Origin of the sequence: Sorangium sp. So ce367, from assembly GCF_051520455.1 — a bacterium.
In the GTDB taxonomy this organism is placed as follows: Bacteria; Myxococcota_A; Polyangia; order Polyangiales; family Polyangiaceae; genus Sorangium; species Sorangium cellulosum_B.
In genome coordinates, this window is record NZ_CP150334.1 from 2,377,192 (window position 1) to 2,402,761 (window position 25,570).

Consider the following 25,570-nt stretch of genomic DNA (forward strand, 5'->3'; position numbering starts at 1 on the left):
GTGCCCTCCGTGCCCTTCGGCAGGCGCGACTGCGCTACGATCGATCCCATGCCTCCCGCTCGCGTCGCCGCTGAAGCGCTCGTGGGCAAGCTCCTCTGCGACAAGTACCGTGTCGTGCAGCTGCTCGGCAGCGGCGGGGTCGGGCACGTCTACCTCGCGGATCGCGTCGGCAGGCCGCGTGAGGCCGCGACGTCGCGCGTCGCGGTCAAGGTCCTCCGGGCAGAGCTCCGCGACGATCCGCTGCTCGTCGCGCGGTTCGAGCGAGAGGCCGGCGCTGCGTCGCGCGTCCGTCATCCCAACGTCCTCTGCGTCGATGCGCTCGAGCGCGCCGGCGACGCGCCGTGCTTCGCGATGGAGCTGCTCGTCGGGCTCGATCTCGCCGACACGCTGACGTTCACCCGCGCGCTCGTCCCGTCTCGCGCGGTCCGGATCGCCGCCGACCTCGCCTCGGGCGTCGACGCCGCCCACCGCGCCGGGGTGATCCACCGCGACGTGAAGCCGGAGAACGTGTTCCTCGTGCACGCGGCCGACGGGCGCGAGATCGTCAAGCTGCTCGACTTCGGCTTCTCGTTCATCCAGGGCCAGGGCGCCGAAGGCGCGCTGCTCCCCCGGGTCGTGGGGACGCCGGAGTACATGGCGCCCGAGCAGGCGCAGGGCGCGCCGGCGGCGCCCGCCGCCGACGTCTACTCCCTGGGCATCGTGCTCTACGAGATGCTCGCGGGCCGTGTCCCCTTTCAAGGCCCGTACCCGGCCATCGCAGAGAAGCACGGGCGCGAGCCGCCGCCGCCGCTGCACCGGGTACACCCGGGGCTGCTCATCTCGCGCGAGCTCGACGCCGTCGTGCGCAAGGCGCTCGTGAAGGACCCCCGCGGCCGGTTCGCCTCGATGGCGGAGCTGCGGCAGGCGCTGCTCGCGACGCCCGAGGCCCGCGCCGGGACGTCGTCCGCCGTTCCGCCCGACGCCGGCGCGCCGCCGCCCCCCGGCGTCGGGCACTGGGGCACCAAACCGTGAAGCCCGCTCGCTCCGGAGGCTTCCGTCGGCCCCCCTGCGCCTCGGCTTTGCTCTCACGGCGAAGCCCTGCTAGACGGCCGTTACCATCTCTTGTTCCGGGCGACAGCCGGATCCGCTCGTCAGGCCGACACTGGCCGCGGCGAGCGAGCCGGCGTGGTTCGGAGGTCCGCGGGCGCGGGCCTCATCTGCGCGGGTCGGTTCTCCAGCGAGTACTGGAATCCCAGAATCGCGCGCCAGTCGTCCTCCACTCCCTCCAGGCTTTGCCTGGCGCTTTTTCGGTTGCTGACTATGGGTCGCGCGACCCCATCACCTGATAACGGCACAGCGGCGTTTCACGACGCCGAACTCCCGATGTACGAGAGCCGCAGCGCCTTCGGGCCACGCGCTGGGCCCGAGGGCGAGCTCATGCCGACGGACACAGGCGCCCTCGACGAAGATCCGTTCCGCGTCGAGCTCGTCGACGAAGACATCCCCACCCCGCGGCGCTACCAGGTCGTCTTCGACGAGGCGCGGATCGATCCGGACGTCCAGAAAGTCGTGCGACGCCTCGTACGCCACGGCTTTCAGGCCTACCTGGTAGGCGGATGTGTGCGGGATCTGCTGCTGGATCGGCGCCCGAAGGATTTCGACGTCGCCACCAGCGCGCGGCCGGAGGAGGTCCGCGAGCTGTTCCGCAACTCGCGCATCATCGGCCGGCGGTTTCGCCTGGTGCACGTCCTCTTCCAGGGCGGCAAGGTCATCGAGGTGGCGACCTTCCGCCGCAACCCGAAGGAGGACTCCGACGACGGGAGCGAGCTGCTCATCCGCAGCGACAACGCGTTCGGCGTCGCGCACGAGGACGCGCTCCGCCGCGACTTCCGGATCAACGCGCTCTTCTACGACGTGGAGGCGCGGCAGATCCTCGACTGGGTCGGCGGCATGGAGGACGTGCGCCGCCAGGTGGTCCACACGATCGGCGATCCGGAGACGCGCTTCCGCGAGGATCCGATCCGCATCCTGCGCGCGCTCAAGTTCGCCGGTCGGCTGGGCTTCGCGATCACCCCCGACGTCTACGATGCGGTCGTCTACTGCCGGGAGGCGCTCGCGCTCGCGGCGCGCCCGCGCCTCTCGGAGGAGATCCTGCGCCTGCTGCGCGGCGGCCAGGCGCGCCGCACCATCTACCTCGCGTGGGAGACCGGGGTGCTCGACGTCCTCCTGCCGGAGGTCTCGGCGCTGCTCTACGACGATCGCGGCGATGACGGCCCCGGCCAGCGCCTCTGGCGCGTGCTCGACTACGTCGACCGGCGCACCGCGGCGGATCGCCCGCTCGACGACACGGTCCTCTGGACGCTCTTGCTCCTCGAGCCGATGAAGGAGGCCTGCGACGGCGTCCGCGACCGCGCGGCGGCGGTCGCCGATTTCCTCGAGCCTCTCATCGACCGGCTGGCCATCTCCCGCCGCTACGCCGACGGCATGCGGCGCATCGTCGCCGTCCTGCCGAGGCTCGCGGGGGGTCGCGCTGGCCGCTTCGCGCGGACGGACATCTTCCAGCCCGCCCTCGACGTGCTCGCCGCCGAGCTCACCGCGCGCGGAGAGTCGACGGAAGCGATCGACCGGCTGCGCTCCGCCCCGCACCCGCGGCGCCAGCACGCCGACGCCGCGCAGTTCCGGCGCTAACCGGTGATCGACGTGGGCGACCTGGGCGCCGCCGGCGCGATCGAAGATGGCCGCCGGGCAGGTAGCTGACCGCAACCGACCAGCCGCCGTGGAACATCACCGGGGTTTCTGGTTTCATAAGAGGCCCCTGATGTCCTCTCCGGTCGCGCGCCTGCGCCCTGCTGCTTCGCCGGATGTCCCCGTGTCCAGGCGCCGGTTCGGCGGCTCGGCGCGCAGCCTGCTCGTGTTCGCGCTCGCCTGCGCCGTGTCGCGGCTCGCCGATGCGCAGGCGTCGCTCCTGCACGAGTTCATCGCGCCGGATCCCGCGGAGGACGTGTCGCTCGCCACGACGACGCTCGACGGCGGGCTCCCCGCGGCGATCCAGACGCCGAGCGGCCTGGCCACGGCGCCCGACCCGCAGCGCCCGCCGTCGAACCAGCAGCAGGTCTACAGCAACGTCGGATCCGACGCCGGCCCCGACGCGTCCTACGAGCCGGATCGCGACACCCGCCGGCCGAACGTCGAGCGCTACGACGATCCGTTCTCCCCCGCGACCGCGCCGTTCAAGCGGCTGCAAGCGTACGACGCCGTGAGGGCGGACTACTCGCTCGTCGTCCGAGATCGGATCTTGAAGACCGTCAAGGCGGACAGCGCCGTCTCGGCGGGCGACGAGGCGTTCTACGGGGACATCGCGGTCGATCTCGTGCCCAACGAGCCCGTCCGGATCCCGACGGTCGGGCCGGACACGCGGCTCGTGCGGATGCACGTGAACCCCGATACCCCGGTCGTCGTCCTGCGTGACGGCGCCGACAACTGGTTCGTGCGCGGCACGAAGAGCGCGCGCGTCCGGCTCATCGTGCAGCTCGCCATCCCCCGCGCGACCTTCGGCAGCGACTTCGCCGACGTCGGCTGGAGCAAGCTCGAGCCCTTCCGCGGGCCGCAGGAGGCCTCCCACGAGGCGGCGTTCAGGCAGGTCGCCCAGGCGATCGGCATCTCGTCCGCGATGCGGCCGCGCGACGTCGTTCAGAAGATGGTCGAGTACTTCCGGTCGTTCGCCCCGTCGGACGACCCGCCCAAGGGGAACGGCGACATCTACCTGGATCTCGCGCTCTCGCGGAAAGGCGTCTGCCGCCACCGCGCCTTCGCGTTCCTCGTCACGGCCTTGCACATCGGGATCCCCGCGCGGATGGTCGTCAACGAGGCGCACGCCTGGGTGGAGGTCTTCGATGGCTCGCTCTGGCACCGCATCGACCTCGGGGGGGCCGCCCTCAACATGGACCAGGAGGTCGATCCGAGCCGCCCGCCGCATGTGCCGCCGCCGGATCCCTACAGCTGGCCGGAGCAGCGTGACTCGGGCCAGGATCTCGCCGACCGCACGCGCGCCGAGCAGGCGCAGCCGGGGCCCGCTGGCCCAGGGGCCGGGAGCAGCGGCGCCGCCGTGCCGCCGCCCCCTGCGCCCACGCCCACGAGCGATGCGGCCGGGCGCGCGGCGGAGAGCACCGACGTCGTCGTGACCGCGCTGGACAAGGACATCCGCCGCGGCTTTCCCCTCCACCTCCAGGGACAGGTCAGCAGCGCGGGGGCGCCGTGCGGGCACGTCCGCGTCGACGTGATCCTGACGGGGACCGCGGCGCCGCAGGGCGTGACGGTCGGCTCGCTGTCGACCGACGACCGCGGCCGGTACGACGGGGCCGTCGTGATCCCCGGCGATTTCGCGCTGGGCGAGTACGATCTCGCGGTCGCGACGCCGGGCGACGTCCGCTGCAAGGCCGGCCGCACGGAAGCTGCCGCCCCGTGAGCGACGCGCCGGCATGCGCCCTCTCGCCCCCGCGCGTCGCGGTGGGCGCCGTCGTCATCGATCGCCGGCCGGATGCGCCTGACGCGCCGCGCGTGCTCGTCGTCAAGCGCGCTCGTCCTCCCCTCGAGGGCTCCTGGTCGCTTCCGGGTGGCCGCGTGGAGCCCGGAGAGCGGCTCGCGGACGCCGTTGCCCGCGAGATCCGCGAAGAGACGGGCCTCGACGTCCGCGTCGGCCCCCTCGTGGAGGTCGTGGAGATCGTGGCGACTCCCTATCACTATGTGATCCTCGATTATCTGTGCGAGTCGATCGGAGGCGCCCTCTCTCCAGGAGACGACGCCTCCGAGGTGGCCCTCGTGCCCGTCCCCGAGCTGCCGGCCTATGGCCTCACCGACGTCGCGCTCCGCGTGATCCATAAAGCCCTGGCGATGGCGGCCGCCGGCTGAAAGAGCGCGATCCAGGGAGCGCCCGACTTGGCGCGGCCGTGGCCTAGGTGGGATGTCGCAGAAAGGGCGACTCTCCATGTCGAACTTCCATTGTTGGACAGCGACAGCGTTATTTTGCTGCCCTGCCGCTCACGACAATCGCCGGTGGCAGCGCTAGGTTAGATGTGGGTGCAGGGGTGAGCGCTGGTTCGACGATCATGAGGGGATTGGCGGTCGTCGTGGTGGCGACCGTGGTCTCTTCTCCTCTCTGCTTTGCGCTACCCTGCAACGACGGCGCTGGCCTGTTCGCGCTGCCCGCGCCGCGCGTCGCGCGCGTCTCGCGCGCCGCCGCGCCTCCCGGTGTGCCTGAGGGGTCGGGCTGGCTCCCGGCGCGGGTCGCGCGCGCCCTCTCAAGGACCGTCGAACGGGTGGCGCGTTCGGGCGTTGCCCCGATGTTCCTTGGTCTGCACGGGTTCGGTGTGACCGTGTCCGGCGAAATGTGATGAACGCGGTTACCGCGGCTGCAACATGCGTTTCGCTGCTCTGCTGAGCGATCGCGGCGAGCGCTGGTCGTGCCCGTCGGCTCGAATTCGCGCTGTGTGGTGACCGCTGAGTCTGGATTGCGGCGCTTCTGGAGACATCGTAGACCGGGGAGTCTATGAGCTCGACGCGGAGAGCGAGGAAGGAGGAGCAGAAGGAGGAGCGGCGGCGGTTCATCATCGACGCAGCCTGGCAGCTGTTCCAGGAGACCCCCTATTCCGAGGTCACCATGGCTCAGGTCGCCGAGCGCACCAGGCTCGCCAAGGGCACGCTCTACCTCTACTTCACCACGAAAGAGGAGCTCTTTCTCGCGGTCGTCGATCAAGAGCTCGCGAAGTGGTTCCACGATGTGGATATCCATCTGACGCATTTCTGCGCCTCCCGCGGCGACGCGAGCGCGGCGCGCCCCCGGCCCTCACGGGCCCGCCGCGGCGCGCCCGGGGCGTCTGCCGAGGACGCCTCGGCGAGCGTCGCCTCGATCCTGTCGACGACCCTCGCCGCGCGCGACGCGATGACACGCTTGCTCGGCATCCTCCACAGCGTGCTCGAGCAGAACGTCAGCTACGAGGCCGCGCTCCGCTTCAAGCTCTCTCTGCTGGGTCACGTCGAGCGCACCGGGGTGCTGCTCGAGCGGTGCCTGCCGTCGCTCGCTCCCGGCCACGGCGGCCCGACCCTCATCCGGATGTACGCCCTGCTCATCGGGATGCGCCAGGTCTGCGATCCCAGCGACGTGATCCGCGATATCCGCAGCCGCCCCGATATGGGCCTCTTCCGGATCAACTTCGGCGAGGAGATCCGCGCATCGTTCGCGCTCCTCCTGAGCGGCGCGAGCGCGCCGCCGCTCGCGTCCGGGCGGCTCGGCGCCCCGGCCCTCCGCGGGCTGAGCTCAGCGGAGCGGCGCCGCCCGGAGGGGTGAGGGGCGCGCGTTCACCACGGATCCCGCGCCGACATGGGCGGCAGGTGATCGGCGAACGGCTGGTTGAGGATGCGGGCGATGACGGACTTCCACGTGGTCATGTCGTTCTCGAAGTCCTCATGCCGCCGCGCCTCGGAGCCGTGAGGAGGCAACCTTGTGTTGGGCCCCTTGATCCACTCCGCCGTCGGAAACACGACGGGCCGGTCGTCCTTGGTCTCCGTGAGCAGCGAAAGGACGTCGGCGTTCTCGGGATCGAGGAGCCCCGCCTCCATGCCGAGCAGCGGGACGCCGCTCGTGCCGGGCACCCGCGGGCGCCGCTCGAGGGCGTTCGACACCAGGTAGAGGAGCGACCTGCCGTACACCTCGCAGTGGTCCTGGAGCTCCGCTTCGTCCGTGAGCGTGAACAGGGCGAACCGGCGCACCATGCCGCTCTTGATAGGCGGCATGTACGTGTCGCGGAACGCGTCGATGGCGCTCGCCGGCGCGAGCAGGGAGAGCGACTCGATGGGGAGCCCGAGCCCGAGCTGACCTCGCATCGGGCCGCCCTCGATCTTTTTGCCCTTCTCCGAGGTGACCAGCTGGACGAGCGGCGCGAGCAGGAACGTGCCGCTCGAATGGGCGACCAGGTGAAGCTCGATCTTCGGATCGCCGTCCATCAGCGACGCGAGGCGGCCGATCATCTCGCGGACGCCGCCGTGGTCGGCGTCCATCGTCGCGTCGCCCGCGGCCAGCTTCATGCGGTCCCACTCGGCCTTGCCGCCCATGCGGCGGACGAGCGGCTCGAGGGCGTCGTCGCGCCGATCGATCATGAACCCGAACGCCCTGGGATCGTAGCCGTCGTGGCGGCGCCCCTCCGTGGCGCGATGGAGGATCTCGAGGAGGCGCGGGTAATGGTCGGTCTCCCAGAGGAGCTCGATCGGGTAGATCTCGTGCCCGAGCAGCTTCGGCCGGAGGCGCGACATCCGGTTGATCGCGTCGATCTGCCGGCGCAGCCCGCCGCTCGCGATCAGGACGAGCCGGCGGCGCTTCCACGTCGCGGTCGCGCTCAGGAAATCCTCTTCCATAATGATACGGACGTCCTCCGACGACGTGCCGTAGGCTCCGCGCTGCTGGAGCTGGCCGTGCATGTCGACGCTGATGAGGTGCGGCCGCAGGCTGGCGAACGTCCGGCTGGTGGACGTGAGCGGGCGGAGCGAGCGCGCCTGGTTCAGGCGGATCGGGACGCCGAGCCGCCCGACCCACGCGTCGAAGCCGTATTGAAGCCAGTCGTCGTAACAGAGTCGACCGAAGCCGCCCTTGCCCCAGCCGACACCCCACGAGTTCTGGAGCCAGAAGCCCTCCGCGTCATACCCGATGATCGCGAACGCGTGACCTCCCCAGGGGGCGATGAAGGGGTTCGTCTTGTCGACCGTCGGGATGATGCCGTTCCTCTGGGTCCCATAATACCAGCCGTTGAACGGGATCAGCGCCGAGGCCGCGATGATCCCGACCTCCGCGAGGGCGCTGTGCATCGCCGGGAGGTCCCTGTGGTTCACCCGTTGATACAGGCCGAGCGGCCGGAGCATCCCGTCCACTGCGCGCTCCGGCGTGAGCGTGCCGTGGAGATCGTTCGCGTCCCACGGCCAGTGCTCATAGGAGCAGATACCGTGTTTGTGCCAGCCCTTCATGGCGCCCCTCAGGCTGGATCCCCTCGCGTCGTCCTCGCCGGGGTACTCGTCGTAGCGGCGCGCCATCGTGTACACCATGTTCTGGCTGACGAGGCTGCGATCCGGCGAGACCCGGCGCCCGCGCAGCAGGTAGTGCGCCACGGTGGCGACCGTGAAGCCGGTGCAGCCGTTGTTCTTGCCCTGGTCGAGCACCGGCACGCCGTACTCCACGAAGCGCTCCGGGGGCATGATCGGAGGCACTTCCACCATCGTGGGGCGATAGAGGGTGTCGCGAAAATCGAGGACGTCAGCGCGCGCGTCGGTCGTGATGTCCGCGTGACGCCCAGCGAAACGCTCGGAATCGATCATGGTTTCTGATCTCGTGAAGTCGCTGAGTGTCGCACGGGCGGCGCGCGGGGCAAAGTCGGCGGCGCCCCCTCGGACGAGGCTGCTCGTGCTAGCGTCGCCCGAGCCGGCGCCGCCAGCGCCGTCCGGAGGTGGGATGAGCGAAGACTGCCGCGCAAGGGGAGGCGAGGGCGCGCGAGGCGCCATCGAGGCGGCGCTCGAGGCCGAGGTGCTGCGGCGGCTCGCGTCGTTCCGGGCTCGGCTGGGGAGCGAGCTCGGCGCGCTGTTCGATGAGCTCGCCGCGCGCCTCAGGCTGTTCGAGGGGGAGCCAGGCGAGGGCTACTTCTCGCACCCGACGGCGCTCCCCGTGCTCGAGCTGCCGCTCTGGGTCGCGACGCGTCCCGGCGGGCCAGCGCTTGCGCTGGACGCTGGATCGCCGGCGCTTCCGCCGCTCGCCGTCGACCTCGCCGAGGCGGCAGCGGTCGGGTACCTGCACGTCCGGATCGAGGACGATCTGCTGGACGAAGGGGTCGGTGAGCCTGGAGCGACGGTGCTCCTGTCCGGGGCGTTGTTCGCTCGCCATCAGGCGTTGCTCGCCCGTTCGCTGCCCGGCGGGAGCGCGTTCTGGGGCCTCTTCGAAGAGGTCTGGCTCGGGTATGGCGAGGCGATGCTCCTCGAGCGACGGCTCCACCGCAGCGCAGGCCCGCGGGACGGCGCCACGTTCCGGCGGGTGCTCGCCCGCTCGCGCCCGCTCGTGCTCCCGGCGGCGGCGGCCCTGTTCGCGCTGTCGCAGGCCGAGCATCTGGCTGCCCTCGAGGAGTTCGTTTCCGCCCTTGTCGCAGCGCATCAGCTGTTCGCGGACCTGCTGCACGCAGAGAAGGATCGTGCGTTCGGCAACACAACGTATGTGCTCTCCCGGCTCTGGGCGCTTGCTGAAGCGGATGCGGCGTCGCCGAGCGGGGCCGACGTCTCCGGCAGGGGGCCTTCTAGCGCTCAGGAGATGCGCAGCGCGGCGGCCCTGCGCGCGCGGCTGTTTGCGCGCGGCGGCTTCGACGCCATCCTGGAGGAGGCGCGTTGTGAGCTGGCTCGCGCCGAGGTCGCCGCGGGGGCCCTCGGGCTACCGGAGGCTGCGCGGTTCTGCAGGGAGCGCGAGCAGTACATGGTCGCGATCCAGCGGCGGGTATTCCTCGCGTTCTTCGGCGCGCTCGCCGGCGAGCCCGCCGTCGCGCCGCGGTGAACCGGTGTGTCGTGCGCGGACGCGACACCCCGCGAGGACGCGAGCACGCGCGGACGCACCTGCTTGTACTTGCTCGCCGTTTGGAGGTCTCCTAGCCTCCGAGCGAGAAAGCGAGGAGTCGTGACGTCGAAGAAATCAGAGGCAGAGCTCATCGGTCGTGCCGTCGTGGATTCGAGCTTCCGCCAGCAGCTCCTTGCCGATCCCGAGCGCACCATCCAGGCGGAGGGGTACGACGTCGGCGCGGAGACGCTCCAGCGCATCCGGGATGCCGCGACCTCGACGCCCGAAGCGGTCGATGCGGCCATCTCGGCCGCGGCGCGTGAGGGCGGAGTCGGTATGTGACGCTGTCCCCGGCTGGAGGGGTGACCGCCGCCTGGCCATGGCTCGACCCGGGTGACCGGGCTGTGTGCGGGCGCGCCTGGTCGGCGCATCTGTCATCCGAGGGGGCGCTCCAGCGCGGTGAAGCGGCGTGGGGAGCGCTCGCGCTCGAGCGCAGCGTGGGCACACCGCCCGGGTACAGCGTCCCGTGGGCCAGCTGGGCGCTGCGGCTCTGCGGGCGGGTGTCCGCGCACGACGCAGCCGCGGACGCCGCCGTGGCGGTCGCCGCGGTGGCCGCCGGGGGCATCGAAGGCGCTCCTGACGCGCTCGCGCGGGGCGCGATCGCCGCGCGTCTCCTCGCGCAGCACGCGGACGACGCGCGCGCGCACGGATGGCTCCTGGGCCTGGCCGACCTGGCGGAGGCTTCGTGGCGCGAGAACCCGGTGATCGAGATCGACGGTTCCGGCGCCATGGCGGCGCCCACCGCCGCCGGCGCGCGCGAGGCCGTGGCCCTCTGGACGGCGCCCGCGCTCCTCGCAGGCGACGATCTCGCGCCCGCCCGTCGCTTCGGAGAGGCCGTGGCCGAGCCGATCTGGCTGCTGGATGGGCTCGTGCGCCTCTGGATCGATCCGATCGCGCGTGACCTCGCAGCGCCGACGCTCACGCCGCTCTTCGCGCTCTGGCTGCGCGGCGCGGGGCTCGCTCCTCCGCTGCTCCGCGCGCTCTCGGGCGAGCGCGCGTCCCGCGTGCGCCGCGGCGAGATCCACAGCCTGCTCGCGACCCGCCCGTACCGCGCCGCGCTCGCCGCGCGCATGCAGGAGACGCTCGCGTCCGCCCGTGAGGTCGTGGCCACCTCTCCTCGAACGAGCCCGAGCGCGCGCGGCCTCGCCGAGGCGCAGCGCGAATTCCTCGAGGCGCTCGGCGAGCGTCTGCGCTTCTTCGAGGGGCTGATGTCTTTCCGCGATCTCCTCGGTCCCGGCGCGGCGCTCGGGCCGCCGCGCGCGCAGGGCGAGCCGGCGCCGCCCGACGAGGCACGCGCGGATCTGCAGGCGGCGGCCGCGTTCCTCCTGGACGCCGCGCCGTGGCGCGAGTCCTGGGAAGTGCAGCGCTTCGGCGTGCTCGGGTCGAGCGAGCAGCCGGTCGGGCATTGGTTCGTCCGGGCGACGATCCTGAGAGCGCTGATCGAGATCGGGGAGGTCGGGCACGACGTCCGCGCCGACGCCGCGGCGTTGCTCGATGAGATCCCGGCGGGAGAGCTCCGCTACTTCGGCGCGTTCCGTGACGTCCCGCCGGACGCCGACCTCCTCGGCGTCGTGCTCGAGCTGGTCGCCGAGACGGGCGCCGCGAAGGAGCGGGCAGAGTCGTGGATCGAGGTCATGCTGGCCAACGTGGGTGAGGACGGCGTCGTTCCGACCTGGTTCTACCGCGGGCCCGCGGGGCCGACCACGCCGGGCGTGGCGTGGGCCGGCGACGACTGCGCGACGGTCCGGCTGAACCTGCTCGTGGGCCTGCTCTCGTTCGACGCGGAGCGGTTCGCGCGGCTCATCGACGCGAACGCGCGGCGCGTGCTCGACGCCGCCTCGGAGGGTGGCTTCGAGGGCGCCTGCTTCTACGATGCCTCGTACACGGACCTCGCGTTCCTCCGCTTCGCGCGGCTTTACCGGGGGAGGGCGGGGGACGCGCGGTGGGCCGGCGAGGTCGCGGCGGTCGAGGCCGCGACGCTGTCGCGGATGATCCGATCGCAGCGGCTCGACGGCGGCTCCGGGACGCCGCTCCGCACGGCCGCGTGCCTCGAGGGGGCCGCGATGAGGGAGCGGCCCGATCCGCTGCTCCTTGAGCGAGGGATGCGTTACCTCGGCGAGCGCCAGCTCGTGGACGGCTCCTGGCCAGCGGAGCCGCTCTACCGGGTGCCCATGAAGCGCGGTCGCGAGGGGCACCACCAGGGCGGAGCGCTGACGACCGCGCTCTGCGCGCGTGGGCTCGCCGCGGCGCGGTCTCGGCTGCGACGCGGAGGGGAGCGGCGCACATGAGCATCGAGAAGTCGCCCGAGATCGTGCGGATCATGGAGGCGCAGGAGATGCGCGGCGAGCAGATCGTGAACCACATCCGGTTCGCGTTCGCACTGCTCAGCGCCGCCACGCTCATGCACGTGTGGACGATCAACACGCCGGCCGCCAACCAGATCTTCGCGATCCTGACCGGCGGGTACCTCGCCTACTCGCTCGTGCTCTACGCGTTCTTCCGGCTGCGCCCCGGCGTCTACGCGGGCTGGCTCAAGTACGTGAGCATCTTCGTCGACCTCGCGCTCCTGACGCTCACGGCCCTGGGGAACGCGAGGAATCACTCCGGGATCATCGAGTACTTCACGAGCTACCTCGCGACCGTCTACGTGCTCTGGAACCTGATGTCGGGCTTCCGCTACAGCCTCGCGGCGTGCCTGTACTCGGCGGGGCTGTCGGCCCTCTTCAACTCCGTCGTGCTCGCCGTCACGGTCGGCTCCGGCGCGATCCCGATCAGCCCGGTGTCCGTCTACGGAGAGAACGCCATCAACATCGCGGACCAGTGCCAGCAGATCCTCTTCATCGCGCTCCCCGGCGTCGTCGCCGGCATCATCGCGCGGATGTCGCGCAACCTGGTCGTGCGGGCCGAGGTGGAGTCCATGGCCCGCCTCCGGCTCGAGCGCGAGAAGCAGGAGCTCGGCCGGTACCTGTCGAAGGATCTCGTCGACTTTGTCCTGTCCGATCCGAGGCGGCTCAAGCTGGGAGGCACGCGGCGGCACGTCTCGGTGATGTTCACCGACATCCGCAACTTCACCCCGCTCACCGAGTCGGTCGAGCCGGAGGCCGTGGTCTCGTTCCTGAACGAGTACTTCACGGAGATGGTCGAGATCGTGTTCCGCTACGGGGGCACCCTCGACAAGTACATCGGCGACGGGCTGATGGCGGTGTTCGGCGCGCCGCTCTCCGTCGAGGACGCGCCGAAGCGCGCCGTGATCGCGGCGATCGAGATGGTGCAGGCGCTCGAGCGCATGAACCAGCGGAAGCTCCTCGGCTGCGGCGAGATCCAGATGGGCGTCGGGATCGCGACCGGCACCGTCATCTCCGGCAACATCGGCTCGCTCCAGCGCATGGAGTACACCTGCATCGGAGATACAGTAAACACGGCCGCGCGCCTCGAGCAGTTCAACAAGGAGCTCGGCTCCAAGATCATCATCTGCCAGACGACGTACGCGACCCTCGACGACTGCGTCCCGGCGCAGCCGACCGGCGCGCTGAGCATCCGGGGCAAGAGCCGCCAGGTCCACCCCTACATCGTGGACCACATGGAGCTCTCTCCGGCGCGCCTGAGCGAGCTCCGGAGAGAGCTCCTCTCGAGGGCCCGGCCCATGGAATCGATGCCGCCGCGGGCGCCGGCGGCCCTGCGCGGCAAGGAGTAGCCGGAGGCTCGCGGCGCGCGCTGTGCTATCGGGGCGAGGGGGTCACGAGGGCGTGGCGCGGAAGCGCCGGACGCGCGCCGAGCCGGGGCCGCCGTCCTGCGTCGACAGGCCGAGCGCCGTGCGCGCCGGCGCGTGGAGGCGCTGGAGGACGCGATCGAGCAGGCGGAGCGCGCCGTCGCTCATCTTCACGCCGCGCGGCGAGCGGTAGCCGAACGCGACGCCGTCCACGACCTTGTAGGCGTTCTCCGTGGGGGAGGCGGGGCGCATCTCGACGACCAGCGCGCCGTCGCGCGTCTTCATGATGACGACGATCTCGCCCGGGCGCGCCGAGGCCTCCACGAACGTCCACCCGCCGGAGGTCGCCTCCTTGATCCCGAGCTCGAGCACGCGCTGCAAGTCCTGGCCCGCCGGCGCCAGCGTCGTCGCGCCTTCGACCCGGATCTCGGCGCCCGGCGGGACCACGCCGCTGCCGAGCGGCATCGCGGGCCGCCGCATCTCCCGAGGCCCGGGGAACGACCACATGTCCGGCGTGATCTCGCCGCCTTCGCGGTAGGCCATCTCGATGAGGCGGCTGCGCTCGCGAGAGAGCGCGTCCTCGGACCAGCCGAGGCAGGAGCGCATCATCAGCGTGAAGGGGTCGAAGCGGAGCTCGAACGAGGCGGGCGCGCGGACCATGAGGTCGTCCGGAAGGACGAGGCTGTGGAAGATGCGGACCTTGCACGGGAGCTCGCGCGCGCGCTCGAGCGTGCGCCGGAACGTGATCGGACCGTCTCCCGGGAGGCCGAGGAGGATGTCCACCTCGATGTCCGTGAACGTCGAGAGCTCCTCGATCACCTTCGCGAACTTCGACTCCCTGAAGGGGCGCTGCGTGCCGTCGCCCGTCTCCTTGTTGAGCGGCGGCAGCCGCGCGTCGAGCGACACGCGCGCGACGCCGCGGAGGAACTCGAGGTGCTCGTCGTGCACGTGCTCGGGATCGATCGATGCCGTCAGCGTCGCCTGCTTGAAGAAGCCGACCTGCTTCTCCGCGGCCACCAGGTTCCGGAACGCCTCCGCGCTCAGGTTGAGCGGGGCGTCGACGATCTGCGCGCCCGGCGCGCCGGCGGCGCGGAGCGCGCTCAGCTCTTCGACGAGGTAGGCCTCGGAGAAGACGCTGCCAGCGTCGCCCGCGGAGACGCCGCACGTCGCGCAGCTCATGGCGCCCCCGCGGCAGATCTCGAGCGGGACGACGCGATCGGTCGGGAGCAGCTTCATCCGGATCGGCGAGGGGAGCGCGTCGGGCGCCACGTGGAGGGGGTCGCCCGTCGAGACCCAGCCGCCGGCGGTGGACACGTGCAGCCCCGGCACGGCGCGCAGCGCATCGGGAGAGCGCTCGCTCAGCCGGACGATGTCCCGGAACGTGAGCTCGTTGCCGTGCACGAGCGCGTCGATGCAAGCGGTGGCGTCGCGCCAGGGCGCGAGCGCGAACATCGCGGGGCGCGCGAGGGGCCCCCAGAGGGCGATCGTGCGCCCCGGCCGGTTGCGCTGCAGGTGGCGCGCGACCTCGATGAACGTGGGGAACGACCAGACGTGCGCGGCGAGGCCGACCACGTCCGCGTCCACGGTCTCGACCTCCGCGACCCACGCGTCGAGATCCCTCGTCTGCGCGTCGATCACGTGGATCGGCACGCCGGCGAGGTCCGGATCGGCGAGCAAGGAGGCCTCGACACGACGGACTCCATGGCTGGACGGCGCTCCCCCACCGTCCGGCATGGTTGGCTCCATCGCGAGCAGCGCGACGCGGCGTTCGCCAGGCATCCATGAGAGTCTACCAGGGTGTCTCCCCTGTCGGGGAGTCCGTTCGCGCTCTCTGTCTGCTCTCGCTCCCCGCCCCCCGGTCGGTTCCTTGCGCCCGGAGTTGCTCCTTCTGCCCGGAGTTGCATCCGGCGCGCAGTCGGGCTTTCATATTGCCCTGGGCGGGAGAGGGGGAACGGAACGTACCGGATCGGCAGACAGCGGCGGACTGTCGGGCTGCGCACTTCGTGGCGTGGTCGCACGTGTGGCGCACCGCGGCGAGCGCCCCGGTGTGTTTGGGCGATCCGTCACACCGGGGCATCACCGAGGTTGCTCGCGCTGCGCTGGCTGCTGGCCAGCGGAGGCTCGGGCAGCGTCGAGCGCCCATCCCGTCCTCCCCCAGCACGGGGAAGAGAGGGCGCGCTGCCCTGGCGAGCGACCCCCGCTACTGAAGAAAGCCGAGGGGAGCCATGTGTGGCAAGCACGTGATCCTGGTTGCGGAGGACGACGTTGACACCGCGACGATGCTGGAAGAGCTCCTGACCCTGGAAGGGTACGAGGTCGAGCTGACCGCCACCGCGCGCGCGGTGCTCGATGCGCTCGCGGAGCGGCGCTTCCACGCGGTCCTCCTCGATCTGACGATGCCAGGCATGACGACGGACCGGTTTGTCTCCGAGATCGAGGGGCTCGGCACGCCCTCGCCCCTCATGATCTTCTCCGCCCGCCTCCCCCACGAGATGCAGGCGATCGCCGAGCGGCTGCATGCGGCCGCGCTCATCCCGAAGCCGGTGGACATCGACGTCCTGCTGGGCACCCTTTCGAAGGTGGTGCTCGGCTCGCTCGGCTCCACAGATATGGACCGTTGACGCTGCCCGTTCGGACCACGTCGCGAGCGCCTCGGGCCGTCGTTCCGGCGGACGCCGGGCTGCTGCGCCCCCCGGCGCCGGTGGTAGGATCGCCGCTCATGACGTGGTGGATGGCGACCAAGCCGCGCTGCGCTCACCCTGGCTGGCCGCAGATCGGGCACAGAGCGGCTTCGCCGGAGCGCCACCGTGCTGTAACATCGGGCTCGACCGCCGACGATCGATCGCCGTAATGCGTACGCCCGACCCCGCCTGCCAGAGCTGCCGGCTCACCCAATGTCGACCCCGCGCGGCTGCGTGGCCGCACGGGCGACGCGGGAGCGGGCTCCGCTCCGAGGCGCCTTTGCGGCGCTGATTGCCGGAGAGAGACGTAGAGAGACCTTCATGAGCCCCCTTCCTCGCAGAAAGAGCCTCATCAAGCGGAACCCGAGCAGGGATTCAGGGCTTTCCCTGTTTCGCCGTGACGTCAGGCTTTCGCATAGTGGTTGATGCACCGTGCCTGCCACTCCCTTGAAGAGGATCCTCGTTGTCGATGACGATCCGGATATTCGAGAGACCCTCGCCGAGCTCCTGCAGGAGGAGGGGTACGCCGTCGCGTCGGCGGCGCACGGCGGCGAGGCGCTCAGCGCGCTGAGAACGGATCCGAGACCCGGGCTCATCCTGCTCGATCTCATGATGCCGATCATGGATGGCTGGCAGTTCAGGGCGGAGCAGAAGAAGGATCCGGAGCTCGCCGCGATCCCGGTGGTGATCATCTCGGCGACGGGCCGCGACGAGTTCGTGTCCTCGCTCGGCGCGGCGCAGTTCCTCAAGAAGCCGATCAACCTCGAGCAGCTGCTCGCCGCGGTCGAACAGCACTGCCGGTGACGGCGCGCCTGTTCGTCTACGGCACGCTGATGCGCGGCGAGCGCGCGCACGCGCTGCTCGGGCGCGCGCGGTGCCTCGGGCCCGCCCGCACGGCCCCGTCGTTCGAGCTCGCCGATCTCGGCGCCTACCCGGCGCTCGTGCGCGGTGGCTCGGTCGCGGTCCTCGGGGAGCTGTACGAGCTGGACCCGGAGGCGCTGCCCTCGCTCGACCTCTACGAGGACTGCCCCGACCTCTTCAGGCGTGAGCCGATCGAGCTTCATGGAGGCGCGCTCTGCGAGGCCTACCTGATGCCCGCAGCGCAGGCGCTGGGGTGGCCTCGGATCGCCTCGGGGGACTGGCGGACACAGCGGCGATGAGCGCGTCAGCCGGGGCCGGCGCGGCGCGCTGGCCGCAGCCCGGGTGGAGCGGTCGGATCGATCTCGGGCGCCGTCCTGTCCTCGACGACGAGTAGCAGGGCAGGGAGCTCGCCCTCGTCGGCCTGGAGCCGGAAGGCTGAGAACGAGAGCGTCCTGCGGCCGGCGTGCGCGAGCACGGCCTCGAGGCGGAAGTCGACGAGCGCGGCGCGGCGGTGGAGCACGTCCCGGAGCTGCTGCTCCAGCTGCGGGGTGTTCCATCCGGCATCGATGGCCGAGAGCGATCGTCCCTCGATGTCCCCGAGCGGGACCATGAACTGCTCGCAGTAGCGCCGGGTGACCGCCCGGATCCGGAGCTCCCCGTCGAGCAGGAGGAACGGATGGCGCAGCACCTCGAAGACGGCGGAGAGGCGGTCGCGCCCGCCCGCGAGCTCGCGCGCCGCGCGCCTCGGCGCCTCGCTCTCCAGCCAGCAGATCACCGCGCCGTCGACCTCGTCGTCGGTGGTCCGGGAAGGGCGTGCCCGCATGAGATAGCAGCGCCCGTCGCGGTCCTCGACGTGCCGCTCGACGGTGCTCATCTTGCCGAGCACCTCGGCGACGACCGGCGCGATGTCGGCCACGCTCCTCGACTTCACCTCGAGGATGGACCTGCCCACGTCGCTCGCGGCGAGGCCGAGCAGCTTGTCGGCGGCGCCGGCGACCCGGCGGATCCGCAGGTCCGCGTCGACCATCAGCATCGGGATGTTCATGCCGCCGAGGAGCTTGCGCAGCTCGTCGTTGGCGAGGCCGAGCGCGACGTTGCTGCTGCGGAGCTCCTCGTTGATGGTCGTCAGCTCCTGGTTCGCCGACTCGAGCTCGTCGTGGGCGCCCTCGAGCGCGTCGTTCACCCTGTGCAGCTCGTCGTTGCTCGCGAGGATCTCGTCGTTCGTGCACAGGAGCTCTTCGTTCGTCGCCTCGAGCTCATCGATGAGCGACTGAAGGTACTCCCTCGTGGTCACGAGCTCCCTGCGGAGCTGCACGATCTCCAGATCCTTCTGGGCGTCGCTCGGGGCCGGGTCGCTGCCCGGCCGGTCCAGCCGCGCGGCGCCCGACTCGGAGAAGGTGACGAGGAAGCAGCGCCCTTGCGGGAGCCGCACCTTCAGCGGCCAGACCTCGACGTCGACGTACCGGATCTTCTCGTCCTGCCTGACCTTGAGCTGCTCCTTGCGGGCCATCACCCCCGAGGTCATCGACGCGTCGACGGCGGCCCGGATGCCGAGGACGAGCCCCTCTCGGGCCATCTTGAAGAGGTGGAGGCTCGCGTCGCCCGGTGACGGCTCGAGGTAGGGCCCCGTCTTGCCCCGGAACTGGACGATCTGCATCTCCTCGTCCACGACCACGCCGGCGGGGGCATAGCGCGCCATGACGATGGCGTCGGCCTCCTTGCGCACCGCATCCATGCCGAGCCCCTCGGGCTCCCGCGGCCTCTCCGACGCCAGCGCGACCACCGGCGCGCCGGGCAGAGCGGGCGCGGTGAGGGCGAGCGAGTGGGCCGCCTCCGACGCGGCGCGCTTGCAGAAGATCCTGTGGGTCCTGTCCACGACCCCGAACAGATCGGGCGCCGTGGTGAGGCTCTCGGACGAGCCGAGGAGCAGGAAACCCGTGGGCTTGAGGGCCTGGTGGAACGTCTGCAGCAGCCGGCGCTGCAGGCTCGGCTCCAGGTAGATCATCAGGTTGCGGCAGCTTATGAGATCGAGCTTCAGCAGGGGCGGGTCGGCCGCGGCGTTGTGGCGCGAGAAGATGCACAGATCGCGGACCGATTTGTTGACCTGAAAGCCGCCTTGTACCCTGACGAAGAAGCGGCGCAGCCGGCTGGGAGAGACGTCCATCGAGATGCTCTCGATGTAGATCCCGGACCGCGCCTGCTGGATGGCGGCCTCGCTCAGGTCGGTGCCGAAGATCTGAATGGCATGATCGGTCGCGTCGGCTTCGAGGAACTCGAGCAACGAGATCGCGAGAGAGTAGACCTCCTCGCCCGTCGAGCAGCCCGGCACCCAGATGCGAACAGGGGAGTCCTGCGGCCTGCTGTGCATGAGCACCGGGAACACGTGGGTCTTCAGCGCGGCGAAGGCGCCCGGATCGCGGAAGAACGTGGTGACCTTGATGAGGAGGTCCTGGTAGAGATCCTCGATCTCGCCGGGGTGCGCTCTCAAATGATCCAGGTAATCCTGGAGGGTGGCGAGCCGATGGAGCGTCATTCGCCGCTGGATGCGCCGCCTCAGGGTGCTCTTCTTGTACTGGCTGAAGTCGACGCCCACCGCGGCGTGAAGCAGCCGAAGGAGCTTGCTGAGATCGGGGTCCATGCCGAGGGGCGCACCCTGCCTGAGCCATGGAGCGAGCACGTGCCCGGGGCGACCCATCCGCACGAGCTCCGCCGCGATCTCCTCGACGCTGAGGACGAAGTCGACGCCTCCCGCCGCGATGGCGCTCCGCGGGAGCGCCGGCCGCTCCGCGCCGCGCGGGTTCTCCGCGAAGGTGACCCCGCCCTCGGCCTTCACGTCCTTCAGCCCCAGCGCGCCGTCGCTCCCGGCGCCGGACAGCACGACGGCCACCGCGCCCGACCCCAGCTCGCCCGCGAGCGAGCGCAGGAAGAGATCGCCAGGGCCCGGGCCGCCCTCGCCCCGCGGCGCGAGCTCGACGCGGAGCCCCGCCAGCGTCGCCTGCGCCTCCGGGGGCAGGACCTGGACGCGACCCGGCGCGAGCTTCATCCCCGATCGGAGCTCGGCCACAGGGAGAGAGCTGCTCTGCGCCACGAGCTCGAGGAGGGGGAGCTCCCCTGGATCTGCGCTGTAGATCAGGACGAGAGAGAGGCTGGTATCTCTGCTGGGCAACCGCCGGAGGAGCTCCGCGATCGCGCCGCGTCCGCCGGCCGAAGCGACGACACAGACGACGGGAAAGCGCAGCTCACCCTCGGGGCGCGGCTCGCCCGCCGCGGCGCTCTCGCCGGCGTCCTCGGGCGCGACCGGCGCGCGCCCCGGCGCGGATGCCCTGCCGGCCTGGGGCGCGGCGTCGCTCGGGCCCGGTGCCCCGAGTTGCGTCCGGCGTGACTTCTTCTGTTCGGGCATTGTTGGCTTGAACGGTTGGGCGCGCTCTCACGCGTCTCGCGACGGCGGGAGCCTGACAGGGACTAAGCCAGGGTTCCGGTGGGCGGTCCGTCAACGATGGCTGTCGTCGTCCATGTCGCGCATGGGACACGGCGCCTCACGGTCATCTCACCCTATCAGCGCGCGCCTTCCAGGCGCTTCAGGAGTTGATCGAGCTGCTCGATGATGTGTGCGGATCGGTCGGATACCATTCGGGCAGAATCGTTGAGCCTCATCCGTGTCATTTCATCCATCCTCCCGCCGTGCTGGAGCCTTGTCATGGCCTCCAGCGCGGCGTCATGGCGCGCTCGGGCGGCCTGGGCTGCCGCCATCGCGCGGCGCAGGCGTACGCGCGGCGGCTCCAGGTTCTCGACCCCGGACCACCTCCTCTCCGGTGAGGCGGGCCGCGCCTCGCCCTCGGCTCGCGCCATGGGTTCGGCGGGCGCCGCGAGCGCCTCGGACGCCGCGAGCAGCGCGGGAGCCTGCGCCCCTTGCAGCGATCGATCCACCTCGTCGTTTCCAGCGTCCTGCGTGCGCTCCGCGCGCTTGCCATCGGTCGGAAGGCGGAGATTGACGCTGATCTGCTGCTCCTCCGCGTGCCCCCCGGCGTCCCCCCACCCCCGTTCGTCGACGATCTGCTTCGTCGCGTCGTTGACGAGGAAGACCTGATCGGCGTCGTGGAACCGCTCTGCCCGCAAGGCCTGCAGCGCAGACCGGGCCGTCTCGAGCGAGCGGATGTGCTTCGTGAGCGCGAGCCGCCTGCCCCGGAAGCGAACGTAAATGCTGTAGCTGGTCTGGGGCGCCATCTCTATCGCCTCGTGGGCCCGGTCGCGTCATGCGGTGTCTGCGCTCTCGACAGCAGCTTCCGGAGTGCAGCTCGCCATGGCGCCGGGCCGAGCGGGCGAGCCCCCCGCTCCATGAGATTCTCACGGATCTCTCGCCGTGAGCCCAGGGCGCGAGTCCTCGGCGCTCGTCCTGCTTGCGGTCTCACGCCTCCGGTACCGCCGTCAGCAGCACCAGCCTCCCGGCGGTCTGCTCGGCTGTTCTGCAGGCGGTGCGCACGAGCTGCCACTCTGCCTTCACGAGCTCCGCCATGAGCGACCTGTCCTGACACAGGGCTTTGCTCAGCGACTCCTCGGCGTCTTCGCCGAAGGACAGCACGCGTATCGCGATGGCGAGCGCAAAGTCCTTGGTCAACCGGACGCGCAGGTCGACGTCCGGCGTGGACACGTGGAGCGCGTGCTCGGCGAGGGCGACCTCGATCCTGTCCGCAATCGACCTTGCGGTGTCCGCACGCCACTGGATCGAGCGGCAGGTCTGCCGGAGCAGCTCCTGGATTAACCGTCCATCACGACCCGTCTGTATGCCCATTCCGCCCCCTCGACAGTTCCGTTCTTCTGCGGAGAGCCGTCCAGAGAGTGCCTGCGACCGGCCAGAGCGCGCGACGGCCAGCCTGGCGCGATTGAACGAGCAGGACCGCTCCCCAAGGCTGCGCTCCTCCCGAGTTGCCCTAGCGGTTTCCCCGCCGGCTCCCCGCTTCACCCCCTCACTGTCCCGCCGAAAATCCCGTTGACTGTTAGCTGTAGCTCAGCTGCTGCCCGACCGACCGCTAGGGCGATATGGAATCGCTCGTCAGGGATTCCCTGTAAGCCGTCCTGGCACCGCTGAGCGTCCGGCAGTTCTATTCAGGCAAAGCCCTACACCTAGGTCGCCTAGGTCGCCTAGGTCGCCTAGGTCGCCTTGGCCTTGGAGCGCCGGCGCTCGCTGTTTGACGCTGAGGCAGGCGGCGGGGCGGCGGTCTGCCGCGCGCTGCGCGGGGGGGCTTCCATGACCGACAGGTCAGCGACGGCGCGCACCTCCGGGGCGAGCAGGCCGTGCGTGAAGAGCTGGAGCACCTGCGCGGCCCAGGCGGCGATGTCTGGCCTGGACGGCGCGTCGATGAGCTTGCGCACCAGGCGATCGAAGGCGCCGGAGATGAGCGCGGCGATGACGCTGGGCTCCAGATCGCGCCGGTAGAGGCCGATGTCGATCGCGTACCGGACGCGGCCCTCCACCTGCCGCGCGACGCGCTGGGCGAACTCGTCGATCAGGTAGGCGTACGGGGTCCCACCGCCTCCCGCCAGCATCATCCTGAGGAGCGCCCGGTTCTGCCAGCAGAACTCGAGCACCTCGAGGTCGTGGGCGAGGACCCGCTTGAAGTACTCGTTCACCGACGCTCGCTCGGCCTCGAAGACGATGGGCGGCGGCTCCACGCAGTCGGCGAGGCGCGCGATGAAGGTCTCGACGATCTGCTTGAAGCAGTCGTCCTTGCTCTGGAAGTGCAGGTAGAACGCGCCCTTCGAGACGCCTGCGCGCTCGGTGATGTCCTCGACCCTCGCGGCGGCCAGGCCGCGCTCGGTGAAGGCAGCCTCGGCGGCGCGGAGCAGCTCGATCCGGGCGCGGCGATCGGCAAGGCGGGGCATTCTGACTGGTCGGTCAACGTCGGAGGACCGGGGCACTATGGGAAGGCTGCCGGAAGCCGTCAAGACGCTCGTCGGCCGCGCTCCTCGCGACGCGGCGCGTTCGACCGCGCCGCGTCGCCCATGGCACGAGCGATGCTGCGGAGGCGGTCATGGCGACCGTGGCGAGACGAAATGCAGCAGGGCGCGGGGTCGGCGAGGCGACGGCGTCGGCTCTCGTCCCCAGCCCTCCTTCGTTGCCGAGCCTGCGCGAGGCCGCCGCGCGGTGCCGGGCGTGTCCGCTCTGGGAGCGCGGGACGCAGACGGTGTTCGGCGAGGGCGCGGCGCGATCGGACGTGCTCCTCGTCGGCGAACAGCCGGGCGACAAGGAGGACCTGGCCGGCAAGCCATTCGTGGGCCCGGCGGGGCAGTTGCTCGATCGCGCGCTCGAGGCGGCGGGGATCGAGCGGCGCCGGGCGTACATGACCAACGTGGTGAAGCACTTCAAGTGGGAGCCGCGCGGCAAGCGCCGCATCCACATGAAGCCGGACGCGCGCGAGATCCGCGCGTGCCTACCGTGGCTCGCCGCGGAGATCGCGGTGGTGCAGCCGGCGATCGTGGTATGCCTCGGCGCGACGGCGGCGCAGGCGCTGCTCGGCGGCTCGTTCCGGGTCACGCGCGAGCGCGGCAGGATCGTCGCCTCGCCGCTCGCGCCGCGCGTGCTGGCGACCGTGCACCCCGCGTCGATCCTCCGCATGCCAGACGAAGCGACGAGGCGAGCCGAGCTCTCCCGCTTCATCGAGGATCTCACCGTGGCGGCGCGCGCGCTCGGCTGAGCCGGCGCGCGCCGCCTCCTCGCGAGGCGCGCTCTCGATGGAGTAGGATTCGCCCGCGATGACGATGAGCCCACGACCGGTCCCTGCCGCAGGGCGCCCCGCGTCCTCTCCGATGGCCGAGCGCGCCCACCTGGGGAGCTCGAAGAAGATGTGGCCGCTGATGCTGGCGGCGCTCGGGGTCGTCTACGGCGACATCGGGACGAGCCCGCTCTACGCGATGAAGGAGTGCTTCAGCCCCAGCAGTCCGCACCACGTCGCTCCGACGCCCGAGAACGTGCTCGGGGTGCTCTCGCTGATGTTCTGGTCGTTGATGATGGTGGTGACCGTCAAGTACGTGACGTTCATCACGCGGGCCGACAACGAGGGCGCGGGCGGCATCCTCGCGCTGCTCGCGCTCGTCCCGAGCGGCGATCGCAAGGGCGAGGGCCGCGGCCTCCTCGTGCTCCTCGTCCTCGTCGGCGCGGCGCTCCTCTATGGCGACGGCGTGATCACGCCTGCGATCTCGGTGCTCTCGGCCGTGGAGGGCCTCGAGGTCGCGATCCCGAAGCTGGACCCTGCCGTCGTGCCGATCCTCACCTGCGGCGTGCTGCTCGCCGTGTTCCTCGTGCAGAAGCGCGGCACGGCCGGGGTCGGGTCGATCTTCGGGCCGGTGACGCTCGTGTGGTTTGTCACGCTCGTGCTGCTCGGGGCCAAGGAGCTCATCCGCAGCCCCGGAGTGCTCCGGGCCGTCTCACCGACCTACGCGGTGAGCTTCTTTGTCGAGAACCAACTGCATGGCTTCCTGATCCTCGGCGCGGTCGTCCTCTGCATCACGGGCGGCGAGGCGCTGTACGCCGACATGGGGCATTTCGGCCGCGTGCCGATCAAATACACCTGGTACACGATCGTCTGGCCCGGGCTGCTCATCAATTACTTCGGCCAGGGCGCCAAGCTCCTCGCGGACCCCACCGCGGCGGCGAACCCGTTCTATGCGCTCGTCCCGTCGTGGGCGCTCTACCCCACGGTGGCGATCGCCACCGCGGCGACGGTCGTCGCGTCCCAGGCGCTCATCTCCGGGGCCTTCTCGTTGACCCAGCAGGCGGTGCAGCTCGGGTATTTCCCGCGTGTCACGGTGGTCCACACGTCGAAGGACGAGGCGGGGCAGATCTACATCCCCGAGGTGAACAGCGGGCTCCTGATCTCGTGCATCGTGCTGGTCCTCACCTTCAAGAACTCGAGCGCGCTCGCGGCTGCCTACGGCATCGCCGTCACGGGGACGATGGGGATCACCACGGTGGTCTATTACGTGGTCACCCGGAAGACGTGGGGTTGGCCGGTCTGGAAATCGCTCCCGCTGGCCGGGCTCTTCCTGGTGATCGATCTCGCGTTCTTCGCGGCGAACAGCGCCAAGTTCTTCCACGGGGGCTGGGTGCCCATCGTGATGGGCGCGGCGATCTTCACGGTGATGACGACCTGGAAGACGGGGCGCAAGCACCTCGCCGAGGCGATCAAGTCGGCGATCTTGCCGCTCGACATGTTCCTCGAGGACGTGAAGCGCGTGAAGCCGCACCGGGTGCGCGGGACGGCGGTCTTCATGGCGTCGAGCCCGGAGGGCACGCCGCCGATCCTGCTGCACCACGTGAAGCACAACCAGGTGCTGCACGAGCAGGTGGTGCTCCTCTCGATCCAGGTGACGAACGTGCCGGAGGTGCCGGCGGAGCGGCGCACGACGGTGATCCCGCGGGGGGAGGGGATCTACCAGGTCACCGCGTGTTACGGCTTCATGCAGACGCCGAACGCGCCGTCGGTGCTCGAGGGGTGCAAGCGGCACGGGCTCGACATCGATCTCGGGAGGACGAGCTATTACCTCGGCAGGGAGACGCTGCTGACGACCGGGCGCTCGAAGATGTCCCGGTGGCGCAAGGGGCTGTTCGCCTTCATCTCGCGGAACGCGCGGCCGGCGACGGCGTACTTCGGTCTGCCGCCGAACCGCGTGGTCGAGCTCGGAATGCAGGTCGATTTTTAGGGGCGGGCGCGG

21 protein-coding genes are annotated in these 25,570 nt (G+C 70.8%); 15 read left to right on the forward strand and 6 right to left on the reverse strand.

Annotated features, from left to right (window positions below; translation table 11 throughout):
* Positions 1–48 precede the first annotated feature (48 nt).
* From WME97_RS09140 to WME97_RS09165, 6 genes are all read left to right on the forward strand, one after another.
* Positions 49–1,011 (forward strand): serine/threonine-protein kinase, encoded by a 963-nt coding sequence (locus WME97_RS09140; RefSeq protein WP_437551208.1) that lies wholly within the window; start codon positions 49–51, stop codon positions 1,009–1,011.
* A 405-nt stretch (positions 1,012–1,416) separates the two neighbouring features.
* Entirely contained in the window at positions 1,417–2,667 is a 1,251-nt protein-coding gene (gene pcnB / locus WME97_RS09145) for a polynucleotide adenylyltransferase PcnB (RefSeq protein WP_437551210.1), read from the forward strand.
* A gap of 130 nt (positions 2,668–2,797) precedes the next feature.
* The gene (locus WME97_RS09150; RefSeq protein ID WP_437551212.1) at positions 2,798–4,444 is read left to right on the forward strand and encodes a transglutaminase-like domain-containing protein; all 1,647 of its coding nucleotides are present in this window, start codon (positions 2,798–2,800) and stop codon (positions 4,442–4,444) included.
* A complete protein-coding gene (locus WME97_RS09155) occupies positions 4,441–4,887 on the forward strand; it encodes an NUDIX hydrolase (RefSeq protein ID WP_012234354.1) in 447 nt (148 codons plus the stop codon). The genes WME97_RS09150 and WME97_RS09155 overlap by 4 nt, the downstream gene beginning before the upstream one ends.
* Before the next feature lie 176 nt (positions 4,888–5,063).
* Positions 5,064–5,369: a hypothetical protein gene (locus WME97_RS09160; RefSeq protein WP_437551214.1), complete on the forward strand. Its 306-nt coding sequence runs from the start codon at positions 5,064–5,066 to the stop codon at positions 5,367–5,369.
* Positions 5,370–5,524: 155 nt separating this feature from the next.
* Entirely contained in the window at positions 5,525–6,322 is a 798-nt protein-coding gene (locus WME97_RS09165; RefSeq protein WP_437551216.1) for a TetR/AcrR family transcriptional regulator, read from the forward strand.
* A gap of 11 nt (positions 6,323–6,333) precedes the next feature.
* Here the strand turns inward: WME97_RS09165 and WME97_RS09170 are convergent, their stop codons facing one another.
* Positions 6,334–8,337 (reverse strand): C1 family peptidase, encoded by a 2,004-nt coding sequence (locus WME97_RS09170; RefSeq protein WP_437551218.1) that lies wholly within the window; start codon positions 8,335–8,337, stop codon positions 6,334–6,336.
* A gap of 133 nt (positions 8,338–8,470) precedes the next feature.
* Between WME97_RS09170 and WME97_RS09175 the strand changes: the two genes are divergently transcribed.
* The 4 genes from WME97_RS09175 to WME97_RS09190 all read left to right on the forward strand — a co-directional run bounded on the left by WME97_RS09175 (position 8,471) and on the right by WME97_RS09190 (position 13,304).
* Positions 8,471–9,550 carry a geranylgeranyl pyrophosphate synthase gene (locus WME97_RS09175; RefSeq protein WP_437551220.1) on the forward strand — a complete coding sequence of 360 codons (1,080 nt, stop codon included), beginning with the start codon at positions 8,471–8,473 and terminating at the stop codon, positions 9,548–9,550.
* A 120-nt stretch (positions 9,551–9,670) separates the two neighbouring features.
* The gene (locus WME97_RS09180; RefSeq protein ID WP_437534351.1) at positions 9,671–9,892 is read left to right on the forward strand and encodes a Franean1_4349 family RiPP; all 222 of its coding nucleotides are present in this window, start codon (positions 9,671–9,673) and stop codon (positions 9,890–9,892) included.
* Positions 9,889–11,898, forward strand: a complete 2,010-nt coding sequence (locus WME97_RS09185) for a hypothetical protein (RefSeq protein ID WP_437551222.1) — start codon at positions 9,889–9,891, stop codon at positions 11,896–11,898. The genes WME97_RS09180 and WME97_RS09185 overlap by 4 nt, the downstream gene beginning before the upstream one ends.
* The gene (locus tag WME97_RS09190; RefSeq protein WP_437551224.1) at positions 11,895–13,304 is read left to right on the forward strand and encodes an adenylate/guanylate cyclase domain-containing protein; all 1,410 of its coding nucleotides are present in this window, start codon (positions 11,895–11,897) and stop codon (positions 13,302–13,304) included. Before WME97_RS09185 ends, WME97_RS09190 begins: the two co-directional genes overlap by 4 nt.
* Positions 13,305–13,346: 42 nt before the next feature.
* On the opposite strand, the gene WME97_RS09195 is transcribed toward WME97_RS09190, so the two are convergent.
* The gene (locus tag WME97_RS09195) at positions 13,347–15,098 is read right to left on the reverse strand and encodes an oxidoreductase (RefSeq protein WP_437551226.1); all 1,752 of its coding nucleotides are present in this window, start codon (positions 15,096–15,098) and stop codon (positions 13,347–13,349) included.
* 446 nt (positions 15,099–15,544) lie between these two features.
* Between WME97_RS09195 and WME97_RS09200 the strand changes: the two genes are divergently transcribed.
* The 3 genes from WME97_RS09200 to WME97_RS09210 all read left to right on the forward strand — a co-directional run bounded on the left by WME97_RS09200 (position 15,545) and on the right by WME97_RS09210 (position 17,160).
* The gene (locus WME97_RS09200; protein WP_437551228.1) at positions 15,545–15,940 is read left to right on the forward strand and encodes a response regulator; all 396 of its coding nucleotides are present in this window, start codon (positions 15,545–15,547) and stop codon (positions 15,938–15,940) included.
* 507 nt (positions 15,941–16,447) lie between these two features.
* Positions 16,448–16,804: a response regulator gene (locus WME97_RS09205; protein ID WP_044964390.1), complete on the forward strand. Its 357-nt coding sequence runs from the start codon at positions 16,448–16,450 to the stop codon at positions 16,802–16,804.
* Positions 16,801–17,160, forward strand: coding sequence for a gamma-glutamylcyclotransferase family protein (locus WME97_RS09210; protein WP_437551230.1), 360 nt, complete (start codon positions 16,801–16,803; stop codon positions 17,158–17,160). Before WME97_RS09205 ends, WME97_RS09210 begins: the two co-directional genes overlap by 4 nt.
* A gap of 5 nt (positions 17,161–17,165) precedes the next feature.
* Here WME97_RS09210 and WME97_RS09215 read toward each other — a convergent pair whose 3' ends face one another.
* The 4 genes from WME97_RS09215 to WME97_RS09230 form a co-directional block, all read right to left on the reverse strand.
* Positions 17,166–20,261 carry a CheR family methyltransferase gene (locus WME97_RS09215; protein WP_437551232.1) on the reverse strand — a complete coding sequence of 1,032 codons (3,096 nt, stop codon included), beginning with the start codon at positions 20,259–20,261 and terminating at the stop codon, positions 17,166–17,168.
* A gap of 155 nt (positions 20,262–20,416) precedes the next feature.
* A complete protein-coding gene (locus tag WME97_RS09220; RefSeq protein WP_437551234.1) occupies positions 20,417–21,085 on the reverse strand; it encodes a hypothetical protein in 669 nt (222 codons plus the stop codon).
* A 181-nt stretch (positions 21,086–21,266) separates the two neighbouring features.
* Positions 21,267–21,650: a hypothetical protein gene (locus WME97_RS09225; RefSeq protein ID WP_437551236.1), complete on the reverse strand. Its 384-nt coding sequence runs from the start codon at positions 21,648–21,650 to the stop codon at positions 21,267–21,269.
* Between the two features lie 359 nt (positions 21,651–22,009).
* On the reverse strand, positions 22,010–22,741 hold the full coding sequence (locus tag WME97_RS09230; RefSeq protein WP_437551238.1) for a TetR/AcrR family transcriptional regulator: 732 nt from the start codon (positions 22,739–22,741) through the stop codon (positions 22,010–22,012).
* 149 nt (positions 22,742–22,890) lie between these two features.
* On the opposite strand from WME97_RS09230, the gene WME97_RS09235 reads away from it, so the two are divergent.
* Both WME97_RS09235 and WME97_RS09240 read left to right on the forward strand, forming a co-directional pair.
* Positions 22,891–23,553 (forward strand): UdgX family uracil-DNA binding protein, encoded by a 663-nt coding sequence (locus tag WME97_RS09235; RefSeq protein WP_437551240.1) that lies wholly within the window; start codon positions 22,891–22,893, stop codon positions 23,551–23,553.
* A 58-nt stretch (positions 23,554–23,611) separates the two neighbouring features.
* On the forward strand, positions 23,612–25,558 hold the full coding sequence (locus WME97_RS09240; RefSeq protein ID WP_437551242.1) for a potassium transporter Kup: 1,947 nt from the start codon (positions 23,612–23,614) through the stop codon (positions 25,556–25,558).
* The last annotated feature ends 12 nt before the right edge of the window (positions 25,559–25,570 follow it).

Coding starts and splice junctions, on each gene's coding strand:
- WME97_RS09225 (WP_437551236.1), bottom strand. CDS start 21,650: ATGGGCATACAGACGGGTCGTGATGGACGGTTAATCCAGGAGCTGCTC.
- WME97_RS09215 (WP_437551232.1), bottom strand. CDS start 20,261: ATGCCCGAACAGAAGAAGTCACGCCGGACGCAACTCGGGGCACCGGGC.
- WME97_RS09190 (WP_437551224.1), top strand. CDS start 11,895: ATGAGCATCGAGAAGTCGCCCGAGATCGTGCGGATCATGGAGGCGCAG.
- WME97_RS09150 (WP_437551212.1), top strand. CDS start 2,798: ATGTCCTCTCCGGTCGCGCGCCTGCGCCCTGCTGCTTCGCCGGATGTC.
- WME97_RS09200 (WP_437551228.1), top strand. CDS start 15,545: ATGTGTGGCAAGCACGTGATCCTGGTTGCGGAGGACGACGTTGACACC.
- pcnB (WP_437551210.1), top strand. CDS start 1,417: ATGCCGACGGACACAGGCGCCCTCGACGAAGATCCGTTCCGCGTCGAG.
- WME97_RS09240 (WP_437551242.1), top strand. CDS start 23,612: ATGACGATGAGCCCACGACCGGTCCCTGCCGCAGGGCGCCCCGCGTCC.
- WME97_RS09235 (WP_437551240.1), top strand. CDS start 22,891: ATGGCGACCGTGGCGAGACGAAATGCAGCAGGGCGCGGGGTCGGCGAG.
- WME97_RS09195 (WP_437551226.1), bottom strand. CDS start 15,098: ATGCCTGGCGAACGCCGCGTCGCGCTGCTCGCGATGGAGCCAACCATG.
- WME97_RS09140 (WP_437551208.1), top strand. CDS start 49: ATGCCTCCCGCTCGCGTCGCCGCTGAAGCGCTCGTGGGCAAGCTCCTC.
- WME97_RS09230 (WP_437551238.1), bottom strand. CDS start 22,741: ATGCCCCGCCTTGCCGATCGCCGCGCCCGGATCGAGCTGCTCCGCGCC.
- WME97_RS09220 (WP_437551234.1), bottom strand. CDS start 21,085: ATGGCGCCCCAGACCAGCTACAGCATTTACGTTCGCTTCCGGGGCAGG.
- WME97_RS09170 (WP_437551218.1), bottom strand. CDS start 8,337: ATGATCGATTCCGAGCGTTTCGCTGGGCGTCACGCGGACATCACGACC.
- WME97_RS09175 (WP_437551220.1), top strand. CDS start 8,471: ATGAGCGAAGACTGCCGCGCAAGGGGAGGCGAGGGCGCGCGAGGCGCC.
- WME97_RS09165 (WP_437551216.1), top strand. CDS start 5,525: ATGAGCTCGACGCGGAGAGCGAGGAAGGAGGAGCAGAAGGAGGAGCGG.